This is a genomic window from Limosilactobacillus walteri, assembly GCF_014830205.1.
Classification (GTDB): Bacteria; Bacillota; Bacilli; order Lactobacillales; family Lactobacillaceae; genus Limosilactobacillus; species Limosilactobacillus walteri.
In genome coordinates, this window is sequence record NZ_QORN01000059.1 from 1 (window position 1) to 10,573 (window position 10,573).

The 10,573-nt window shown below is 37.8% G+C and carries 9 protein-coding genes and 1 riboswitch; of the genes, 5 read left to right on the forward strand and 4 right to left on the reverse strand.

Annotation, left to right across the window (positions count from 1 at the left end):
* Window positions 1–148 precede the first annotated feature (148 nt).
* Window positions 149–1,087, forward strand: coding sequence for a nucleoside hydrolase (locus DTK66_RS10610; RefSeq protein WP_191668650.1), 939 nt, complete (start codon window positions 149–151; stop codon window positions 1,085–1,087).
* 26 nt (window positions 1,088–1,113) lie between these two features.
* Here DTK66_RS10610 and DTK66_RS10615 read toward each other — a convergent pair whose 3' ends face one another.
* Window positions 1,114–1,767 carry a phosphatase PAP2 family protein gene (locus DTK66_RS10615; protein WP_153930629.1) on the reverse strand — a complete coding sequence of 218 codons (654 nt, stop codon included), beginning with the start codon at window positions 1,765–1,767 and terminating at the stop codon, window positions 1,114–1,116.
* Between the two features lie 145 nt (window positions 1,768–1,912).
* On the opposite strand from DTK66_RS10615, the gene DTK66_RS10620 reads away from it, so the two are divergent.
* Both DTK66_RS10620 and DTK66_RS10625 read left to right on the forward strand, forming a co-directional pair.
* Window positions 1,913–4,219 (forward strand): glycoside hydrolase family 31 protein, encoded by a 2,307-nt coding sequence (locus DTK66_RS10620; RefSeq protein ID WP_191668651.1) that lies wholly within the window; start codon window positions 1,913–1,915, stop codon window positions 4,217–4,219.
* A gap of 192 nt (window positions 4,220–4,411) precedes the next feature.
* A complete protein-coding gene (locus tag DTK66_RS10625) occupies window positions 4,412–5,665 on the forward strand; it encodes a chloride channel protein (protein WP_153930627.1) in 1,254 nt (417 codons plus the stop codon).
* Between the two features lie 46 nt (window positions 5,666–5,711).
* Here DTK66_RS10625 and thiE read toward each other — a convergent pair whose 3' ends face one another.
* Genes thiE through thiM form a run of 3 tightly spaced genes read right to left on the reverse strand, consistent with a single transcriptional unit; the run spans window position 5,712 to window position 7,978 of the window.
* Window positions 5,712–6,359, reverse strand: coding sequence for a thiamine phosphate synthase (thiE, locus tag DTK66_RS10630; protein ID WP_191668652.1), 648 nt, complete (start codon window positions 6,357–6,359; stop codon window positions 5,712–5,714).
* Window positions 6,349–7,173 (reverse strand): bifunctional hydroxymethylpyrimidine kinase/phosphomethylpyrimidine kinase, encoded by an 825-nt coding sequence (thiD, locus tag DTK66_RS10635; RefSeq protein WP_191668655.1) that lies wholly within the window; start codon window positions 7,171–7,173, stop codon window positions 6,349–6,351. The genes thiE and thiD overlap by 11 nt, the downstream gene beginning before the upstream one ends.
* Window positions 7,166–7,978, reverse strand: a complete 813-nt coding sequence (thiM, locus tag DTK66_RS10640) for a hydroxyethylthiazole kinase (RefSeq protein WP_191668653.1) — start codon at window positions 7,976–7,978, stop codon at window positions 7,166–7,168. The genes thiD and thiM overlap by 8 nt, the downstream gene beginning before the upstream one ends.
* Before the next feature lie 61 nt (window positions 7,979–8,039).
* A riboswitch (TPP riboswitch) is annotated at window positions 8,040–8,145 on the reverse strand.
* Window positions 8,146–8,260: 115 nt separating this feature from the next.
* On the opposite strand from thiM, the gene DTK66_RS10645 reads away from it, so the two are divergent.
* Together DTK66_RS10645 and DTK66_RS10650 are read left to right on the forward strand one after the other, a co-directional pair.
* Complete coding sequence (locus DTK66_RS10645) at window positions 8,261–8,575, forward strand: hypothetical protein (protein WP_153930623.1); 315 nt, start codon at window positions 8,261–8,263, stop codon at window positions 8,573–8,575.
* Window positions 8,565–10,466, forward strand: coding sequence for a DUF6933 domain-containing protein (locus DTK66_RS10650; RefSeq protein ID WP_191668654.1), 1,902 nt, complete (start codon window positions 8,565–8,567; stop codon window positions 10,464–10,466). Before DTK66_RS10645 ends, DTK66_RS10650 begins: the two co-directional genes overlap by 11 nt.
* Window positions 10,467–10,573 lie beyond the last annotated feature (107 nt).

Sequence of the window (10,573 nt, forward strand, 5' to 3'; positions counted from 1 at the left end):
GATAGGACGTTGCCACGCTTAGGGCCTTCAAGAGATGTACATTCCAAGTACATCTCTTTTTTGTTTCTATTAAACTATTTCGATATTCTACTAACTAGTTTAATTATGTTATACTTATTGCAAAAATAAGGAAGCGGATAAATTACATATGAAAAATGTATATTTTAATCATGATGGCAATGTAGATGACTTAGTATCACTTTTATTACTTTTACAAGTATCTGATATTAAGTTAATTGGTGTCAGTGTTATTGATGCTGATTGTTATATTGATCCTGCTACACGTGCTTCACGAAAAATTATTGATCGTTTCAATACAAATAATGATTACTTAGAAGTAGCCAAATCAAATTCCCGTGCCCATCATCCTTTTCCTTCAAATTGGCGACTAAGTTCGTTTTCGTTTAATGCATTTCCAATGTTAAACGAATCGGGAATTATCTTAACAAAAGAAGCTAAAGAGCCAGCTCATATTGATATGGTTAAGAAGATAGAAAAAGCAGATGGACCGGTAGACTTAATCATGACTGGTCCGCTTACCGACTTGGCAAGGGCGCTTGACTATGATCAAAGTATTGAAAATAAAATCGAGCGTTTATATTGGATGGGTGGTTCACTGGATGGCCATGGAAATGTTAATGAATTAGGGTTTGACGGAACTGCTGAATGGAATGCCTTTTGGGATCCTGAAGCAGTTAAGCGTGTGTTTGCTTCAAAATTAGATATTCAAATGGTTGGTTTAGAAAGTACTGAAGAAATTCCCTTAACTCGTGAACTGCGATTACATTGGGCAAGTCTCCGTAAATTCCCAGCAATAGACTTAATTGGTCAAGGCTATTCATTAGTATTAGCTGATGAAGCCGATTCGACTTACTACCTATGGGATGTGCTAACGACATTATCAAGTTTATATCCTGACCTGATAGAAACTGAAGATGTTAAAGCAAGTGTTGAAACTAGTGGCGCGGCTGCTGGTCGGACCTATCGAAACGACAACGGCCGACCACTGTCACTAGTAACGAAGACTAACAAGAAAGAGTTTTTCAAATTAATGGATAATCTTGGCAAGACGGCTCTACTAAGATAAGAAAAATAGGAGTGTGAGATGCATAATTATCTCACGCTCCTATTTTTTCGTACTGGTTTTATTAACCAGTTAAAAAATCGTTTTCGTTGAGTATTCATTAATAACCACCAACCAAGGGCTAAAAGAAATCCTCCCATAACATCGGTTGTAAAATGAGCTCTAAGATAAACTCTTGAATACATTATAAGCAAAATCCAGAGCATACCCAAAAATATATATAAAATTTTTTGCCAATGTTTACTTAAGCGCGGAATAGTAAGCGCTAAGATAGTAAAAACAAAAATAACTGTAGAGAATGTGTGACCGCTCGGAAAACTATATCCGCTAACACTGATTAACCTATGGGTGGGACGTAAACGAACAACACTATACTTTACCAATATAACCAGACAATAGCCTAAAAATTGAAGCATACCATACCAAACACTATCAGTAGGTTGTTTTCGGCGCCAGAGGAACAGCATTAGCCCAATTGTAACGATCCCCACAGTTACCGGATCGCCAAGAAACGTTATTTCTGTGAGGATAATTGTTTTTAACTGTGTAACTGGTTGAGTACAGGCGAACCCCCAGTTGTCAATTAACGAAATTAGCTGTGTTTTTTCTATAATATTTACTAATATTATGCTAAATAGAAACCAACAAATTAGCCCAATATTAACTCTTAGTCTATTATGCATTTTATATGCCTCGTTTATTATTTGTAATTACCATCTATTATAGCATTTACTAGTAATTATAGCTTTCATCGATAAGAAAACGTTTACATTAAAAAAGAACGCGCTACAATAATAGTATAGTATCAATGTAGGAAGGATGAACATTATGAATAATCAAATCAGTGGGTATGCTATCGCTGACCAAGAGATTACCATTAATTATAAAAAAAGCTCCTTGATTTTATCAGTCATTACACCAGAAATCATTCGTGTATTTCAAGATTATGGCGAAAAAGGCCAATCTTATGCGATTGAAGGTAATAAGACTATTAAGACTGATTTTAATTTATTTGATAAAGGTGACCATCTCGAATTACTAACGTCATCATTAATTGTTAAAGTTTATGATGATGAAAAAATTGATGTTTATGATAAGGATAGTCATCCATTAGTAATTGATTATCGGGGAAAGCGGACACCAATTGATCGTGGATTAGATGAAGCTCATGCAAAACTAATAGCTGCTGAAGGACATGATGTTGCTGGAGGAAGCGATCAGGATAAGACATATTTTGAAGTAATTAAGTCCTTAGCTACGAATGAACAAATTTATGGGTTAGGCGATAAAACTGGTTATTTGAATAAACGAGGCTATGAGTATGACAACTGGAACACGGATAATCCTGCCCCTCAGGTAGAAAGTTTTACCCGTTTGTATAAATCAATTCCATTTATGTTAGGGTTAAAAGATGGCCACCCCTATGGGTTATTCTTTGATGACCCATATCGTAGTCACTTTGATCTTGGTAAAGAAAATTCTAACTATTATTACTATTCGGCAGTTGCCGGAAATCTTGATTATTATATTATTGGTGGACAGCATTTACGAGACATCGTAACGAATTATACTTATCTAACAGGGCGCGTTCCGTTGCCGCAAAAATGGGTGCTTGGCTATCAGCAATCACGATGGGGATATAGTGTTAGTCCTGCTAAAGTAGAAGAAATTACTAATAAATTACGAGAAAACGATTTACCATGCGATGTTATCCATTTTGACATTGATTATATGGACGGCTACCGTGTATTTACCTGGAATAAGGACAAGTTTACCGATCCGCAAAAATTTATTCATAAGTTAAGGGACCAGGGATTTCGGGTAATGCCGATTATCGATCCAGGAGTCAAACAGGATAAAAAATACCAGATATATAAAGAAGGACTAAAGAAAGGCTACTTTGTCAAGAATCCAGATGGAACAGTCTATGTTAATAAGGTTTGGCCTGGGGACGCCGTATTTCCAGATTTTGGGAGAGAAGAAGTTCGACAATGGTGGGCCGATAATTGCAAGTTTTTAGTTGATAGTGGAACTTGTGGGATTTGGAACGATATGAACGAACCAGCTACTTTTGAAGGCGATATCCCTGATAATGTTAGTTTTAGTGACGGCAATGATAAATCAACCCATAAAAAAATGCATAATGTTTACGGGCATAATATGGCGAAAGCGGCCTATCAAGGATTAAAGAAGTATGGCCATAAACGACCATACGTGATTACTCGGGCAGCTTATGCAGGCACTCAGAAATATTCAACTGTCTGGACCGGAGACAATCAAAGTCTGTGGCCCCACCTTCAAATGATGATTCCGCAATTATGTAACTTAAGTATGAGTGGTTTTACGTTTGCTGGCACCGATATTGGTGGCTTTGGGGCAGATGCAACAGCCGAGATGTTAACTCGGTGGATTGAAGGAGCGCTCTTTAGTCCGCTTTATCGGAACCATGCATCAATGGGAACAAGATCACAAGAACCATGGGTGTTTGGCGAACCTACCTTATCAATCTACCGAAAGTATCTTAAACTTCGGTACCGCTTTATACCATTCCTTTATGATCTCAGCTATCAGGAAACAAAGACGGGATTAGGAATTATGCGGCCACTTGTCTTAAATTATGATGATGATCCGACTGTTAGAACAATTAACGATGAATATATGGTTGGTGATCAGTTATTAGTTGCACCAATTGTTCAAGAGGGGCAAGACGTTCGGGCAGTATACTTGCCAGCAGGTGAATGGATTGATTTCTGGAATGGTGTAGAATATTCAGGAAAGCGTAATCTTTTAGTCAAGGCACCGATAGATAAGCTACCATTATTTGTAAGAAAAGACACGATTTTGCCGTGGGGAGCTGCAAAAAATCATATTAGTGATGCCCCCGATCAAACGATGACTTTCCGGGTATATGGAGAAAAGGGTAATTATGTTCATTATCAAGATAATGGCATTGATTTTGCCTACCAAGATGGAGAATATAACCTTTATCACGTTAAAGTAGATCGTGATCAAGTTGACATTACCTTAACTAATGCGGGATATAGCAAATTATATGAAAAAATTTTTGTAGAAACTGCTAACCAAAAGTATACTTTTATATTTGATAACCAGACACAAAAGTATATTCAACAATAAAAAATTTCTCTCTAGTTAAAAGGGCTGTTAGTGTTTGTCTTTATGAACATTAACAGCCTTTTAATATTGAGAACTAAGCAAGACCTTTTTTAGTTTACATAATATTTTAAATTGAGTTAACTTGGCTAATTATCATTTTCTTACTATTCATGATAAACTAGGAATGATTTATTTCTACGTAGGAGAGAGAGAATGGAAGAGACACAAAAAAATATTCCATTAGCAATTGCTACTGTTGCTCTTGGAATTATCGTTGGCTTTAGTTCATTAGTACTGAGCGCGATTCTTGATATAACTGAGCATTATTTTTTGAACTTTAATGAAACCAATAAAATGCCTGTTAATATCAATATATTCCCGATACATCGCTTTATCTCAGTCTTCATCGGTGGTGTAATTGCAGCTCTTGTGTGGTATTTATTGCAGCGCCGTTATCATCCGGTTAGCATTAAAAATGCACTAAACGGTAAACGAATGCCGTTAGATAAAACGCTGATTCACGTTGTAACACAGATCTTTTTTGTTGGTACCGGAAATTCTATCGGTCGAGAACTGGCACCACGGGAAGCAGGTGCAGCAATTGCCCAAAAATGGGGAAGTACCCTTGAACGTTTTCGGTGGTTTCACCTTGATGCAGAGGATAAGCGATTGCTGGTAGCAGCGGCAGCGGGTGCAGGATTTGCAGGGGTCTATATTGCTCCAATTACGGGAACTGTGTTTTGCTTAGAGATTCTATACCGGCGTATCAATGCACGGTCAGTTTCTGTTAGTCTTATCATGTCAGTGATTGCAACGATGATCGGCTCAATCTTAAAAGGGTTTGAACCATATTATATTGTTGGTAGTCGGAACTTTTCATTAATTACGGTACCCTTTGCAATTGTCCTTGGCCTTTTATTAGGTGTTATGGGAACGTGGTTTAAGCGCGGCGTTAAAATTGCATCTGCTCATCGGGTGACCAATAAATATTTATTTTGGCAATTACCACTACTTTCATTATCAACCGGGATAGTTGCTGCTTTTTACCCGCAAATTATGGGAAATGGACGGGGCTTAGCGCAGTTGGCGATGAATACGACCACGATTGATAAACAAGTCCTGCTAGCTTTACTTTTCGGACTATTTGCTAAGGTAATTATTACTTTGTTTACAATCAAATGCGGGGGCTATGGGGGAACTTTGACACCATCGATTGCAGCTGGGGCGGTTATTGGTGTTTTTCTCGGCATTCCTTATGTTCAGGTTTTCCCTCTCGTAACGTTAACGCAGTGTGCAGTAATAGGAGCAACTTTATTTTTAGCAGCTTCCCAACAGGCGCCACTAATGGCCTTGTTTATGTTATTTGAAGTTTGTCACCTTAACTTTACGGCATTTATTCCTTTAGGGATTGGGGTAGCTATTTCAATTGGAATTTCAAAATGGCTTCAAGAAATAACCAAAAAATAATAGCGATTTAAGATGATGGGTACCATCATTTTAAATCGCTATTTTCTTATTTATAAAGGGCCTTCATTTGCTTAATTGTCGTAACTAAGTCATCACTATCAAATATTAGTGAAATTACCGCCACTCCTGCAACACCGGTGTCATGAACTGCTTGCATATTTTCCTTAGTGATACCACCAATTGCAACAACCGGGTGGTGACTTAACGTATTTAAATGCTTCAGTTCACCTAAGCCAATTGCAGGGTCAGCATCAGCTTTCGAGTTGGTGGGAAATACCGGACCACAACCAACGTAATCAACAAAGTCCATTAAGTTAGCATGTTCAACTTGAGCAGGGGTATTACATGAATAACCAATAAACATCTGGTGACCAACAGCAACTGAGACTTGATCTACTTTTGTATCGTTTTGCCCAACATGAACCCCATCAGCATTAATTTGCTGTGCTAATCGATAATCATCATCAACAATCAATGGAATAGCATATTTTGTACACAATTCTCGTAATTGTAAGCCAAGGTCAATCCGTTCATTTGGTCGTAAGTTTGAGTTACCTTTTTCCCGATATTGAAAGGCCGTAATGCCGCTTTGCATTGCTAATTCAACTTTTTCCAGAAAAGCATCTACATCATTATGAACATCTTGTGTACCGCCAACTAGATATACTTGTAATAATTGTGGATCAAATACCATTTATATCGTCTCCTTCAACTTTAACCCAGTGATTCAATGGACCGTGACCATGACCAACGTTAATACCTTTTTGAATCGTCTTTTCTACGTATGTTTTACCAATCATAATTGCTTGCTCCATTGAATGACCCTTGGCAATTTCGGCGGTAATACAAGCAGAAATCGTATCACCGGTCCCATGTGTATTTTTAGTCTTAATTCGTGGCGCTGTCAACCATAAATCATTTCCATCTTCAAACAGAACGTAATCATCAGCACGATCATCCGTTTGGGCATGACCGCCTTTTAGTAAAACATTTTTGGCACCATGGTCTTGAAGCTTCTTAGCTGCTCTTTTAATATCATTTTTATCCTTAATTGTTATCCCCGTCAACTCACATGCTTCGGGAATATTAGGCGTAATCAGACTGGCAAGGGGCAATAGTTGATCACGGACAATTGTGATTGCATCATCACTTAGTAATTTAGCACCACCTTTGGCGACCATGACTGGATCGACGATAAGCGGGCCAAAGTCATATTTTTTAAGGTTACGTACCACGGTCTTAACTCTTAGGGGGTCAGCAAGCATCCCGGTCTTGCAGGCACGAATTTTTAGGTCGCTTGCAATTGAGGCAAATTGCTCATCAATTAGTTTTTCTGGCATTGGCATCGCATCCTGGACACCAAGAGTATTTTGCGCAGTAACGGCAACAACGACCATGGCTGCATATACTCCTCGCATCTGCATTGTTTTTACATCAGCTGGAATCCCAGCACCGCCACCGCTATCAGTGCCTGCAATTGTTAAGGTTTGAGGGTAATCATTAATCAAGGTAATCTTCCTCGCTTTCATTTAAAAAATCTAATAAAGAGTTAGCATCCATAATTGAGAGTTGATCAAAAAATTGAACTTGCCACGAACCAAGACCAGCTGAATAGCGATTAGCAAGAACACCAGCAGCCGACATAAGAACAGTAGCCACAATACAAGCATCCCAGGTATTAGTAGTAGTGCCAAGAAAGGCGGCTACGAGGCTCGAAAGTATATCACCACTTCCTACGTTTATGGTGAGCATTTCAGCAGTAAATGGATTTTTATATAGGACTTGGCCATCGGTAATGATGTCGGTTTCACCCGTTAAAATTACGATCGCGTGAAAACGACGGGCACATAATTCAGCAATATGTACTTGGTTAGTAACTGCGCCTGCATCAATTCCATGGCTTTTATTATCAACGTCACCGATGAGTGCTGCTATTTCACTGGCATTTCCTCTGATGACATCAAAGTGAAATTCTTTTAGTAAATTTTGCGCTATTTTCAAGCGTGAGGAAACTGCGCCAACTGCAACTGGATCAAGAACTAATGGTTTACGATAATTTGCCTTATGCAGAACCTTTTTGATTTGTGTTAGTTGTTGTTGACTTATTGTTCCAAGATTGATTGTAATTGCGTCTGCTAATTCAACCATTTCACTTGCTTCATTTACCTCAATCGACATAATTGGTGAAGCTCCAATCGCACTTACTGCATCCGCAACTTTATCAATTGTTACTAAATTCGCTAGGGTAAGAACGATTGGATTTTTATTCCGTAGTTGATCAACAAGGGCCCAATTAATTTGACGTTTGACCATTAAATAACTCCTTAAAATAAAATGCTCAAGGTAGGTGAAAAAAGCCTATCTTGAGCATTTAAACTTCTGATACGCATTTTCCTACGCAAGTATTAACTTACAGGTTCTAGGGTCCATACATCACTGCATATCTCAGCCCAGTAATATGGGCACCCCTAATGCAATAATTATTTTATATTAATAGTATACCGCATTCATTGCCTAATTAATAATAAAGATAATTGGCAAAATGATGGGATGATTGTAAAATGACATTAAAACATATAAAATAGGAGAATATCAATGCAAGAAGAATTAAGACAGACAACCAACAAAGCGCAAGTTCTTATAATCGATGATGCGACAGGGCGTGAATTGTCATTTAGTAATGGTGGGGTTGACGGCGAGTTTGAAATCATCGTGACTGATAAAAAGCCGGTTCCGGCATTATTTCAACCAGTTGGAGAATTAAAGTCTGGTTGTTATACGATAAAGGGAAATTATGCGGGAAATGACTATCGGGAGCTAAAACTCAAGGGTTCATATACCGTATATGGTAATCCAGAAGATGGTAATGTTATGGTTGTACGGGAAGATGAGGTAAAAAGTGTACATTAATGTAGCAGGAAAAGCCAAAAACCTATTTAGCAATTATCAGCAAGCTGAAAATGATGAAACAACGGCTATGGCTCGAGCTAATTCTATTTTTTCATGGCATGTCACTTACTTTACAATTCAGCATCAAAAGAATCTGGTTTTTCTAAATGATGCAACGACACTGGCAGTTGTTTTATATAATGTTAATGCCAAGAATAAGCAACAAATTCAAACACGATTTGAAACCAATTTAAGGGCAGTTTGGACTAATCTTGGTCTTTCGACAAAAGCATTTAAAGAGTATCTTGCCGCTAGTGAAGCATGGCAAATTAACAAAACAATTGATCGCTCTCAAATGGGCTCACTAGTTTTACTATGTCGTGACTATGCTAAACCATTAGCTGATATAACGGAGGAAGTTGCCCTTTCAAAACAACTAACAGCGATCATGAAACGACAGGGTAACGATTATATTGATGATAGTAACACGGTAGAAATAATAAAAAACGCGCAACCATTCAATCTTCGAGGTGCTGAACCAGCAAAGCAGCCGGCTAGTCGTGACAAGCTTGAAAAAATTATTGATCAACTGGATCAATTGAGCGCAACTAATTACGACTTTGCTTCTTCAAAAAAGGTTGATCAAGCAATTGTTAAAATTCAAAAATTGAATAACCAGCTTCTTGATATTTTTCTGACTGACATTCAGACAAAATATAGTAGTAAAACTTTAAAGGGCTACGAAAGTAATCTTAAGTTCTATTTGAATGAGTGGCTGGCTTATCATTTACAAGCATTTTTTGACTTTAATAGTGCAAATGTTGAAGAACTGTTATATCATGGTTCATCGCGAAATGAAATAAAAAATATTGAACGGGCATTAAAACGCCTTATGCGATATGTTCATGATAATGGTGGTATTGATGATAGTGATTACCACAATTATCTTGCGCTCATGGAACAGGGCGATGCTATGAATGATGACTTTGATAATGAACCGTTTGATCCGAATGACTTGATGTTTAATACTATTAGCAAAGAATTGCCAACAATTTTTGATGGGCAAACCGACTTAATGCTTGATGATTATTTTGCTTCATTTGCAAGCCTCTATGGGATAATTCCAGTTCGCCATGCTTACCAAATAATTAACACGCAGAATCCGCAATTGAATTTAAACGCGGATAAGTTTGAACAATTTGTTCAAGATCGGATTGATGAGCAAGAATTGCGCTATCATTTAATCGATCTTAATCAAATGGCCGATGATATTAGTCTTGGGGAAACATTTGAGGAAGGGATTTTTATTGTCTATTCAACATTGCTTACTGATTGTGGACGGTTAGCCAAGCTTTATAATCACCAATTAGGGTTACAGTACTACCTTCCCGAAAAAGCAGAGCTTATGCGTTATAAATATGATGATTACTTTGACCTGTATGAATTGCGTGAACGATTGGGTGAATTATTTAAGACGCAATACCAATTATCAGGTAGTAACCTGCAGGGAGCAGTCTTTATCTGCCTTTATGGTATAAAATTAGGTTTGTACAAAGATCTCGATTTAGTTTCGATGACTGATACAATTAATCGGATTCTCAAAATGCTCAATGATACGATAAACCTTAATATTACGCCCGATAAGCATAATGAAGATCTAATCAAATTGTTATTATTAATCGCCGCTAATATTCGTCGACCATGGAATCGGGGATGGACCAGTGCAGAGGTTACTAATATTCCTGATGTGGCTGCGATGTTTGATCATGAGTATCCAACTTTGTCGAGTGATCTAATCACAGCAATTAAACAGGGGAAAGTCGATCGACAAGAGTTGATTTATTACATTGAAGATAGTGATTTACCGCTTACAAAGATTAACAGCCTGCGTAAGCAAATTGAAAAACTATAGAAAAGGAGTGCTTGCTAGTTCGTTTTTGAACCCCCGCAAGCACAAAGAGGACTCTAGTGTTCGGATTTTCCAAACGCTAGAGTCCCTTTGTGTACTGCGCTGTAGCA

What these genes read in the sequence shown, in the direction of transcription:
- DTK66_RS10610 (WP_191668650.1), top strand. Translation starts at nt 149, where the DNA reads ATGAAAAATGTATATTTTAATCATGATGGCAATGTAGATGACTTAGTA.
- DTK66_RS10615 (WP_153930629.1), bottom strand. Translation starts at nt 1,767, where the DNA reads ATGCATAATAGACTAAGAGTTAATATTGGGCTAATTTGTTGGTTTCTA.
- DTK66_RS10620 (WP_191668651.1), top strand. Translation starts at nt 1,913, where the DNA reads ATGAATAATCAAATCAGTGGGTATGCTATCGCTGACCAAGAGATTACC.
- DTK66_RS10625 (WP_153930627.1), top strand. Translation starts at nt 4,412, where the DNA reads ATGGAAGAGACACAAAAAAATATTCCATTAGCAATTGCTACTGTTGCT.
- thiE (WP_191668652.1), bottom strand. Translation starts at nt 6,359, where the DNA reads ATGGTATTTGATCCACAATTATTACAAGTATATCTAGTTGGCGGTACA.
- thiM (WP_191668653.1), bottom strand. Translation starts at nt 7,978, where the DNA reads ATGGTCAAACGTCAAATTAATTGGGCCCTTGTTGATCAACTACGGAAT.
- DTK66_RS10645 (WP_153930623.1), top strand. Translation starts at nt 8,261, where the DNA reads ATGCAAGAAGAATTAAGACAGACAACCAACAAAGCGCAAGTTCTTATA.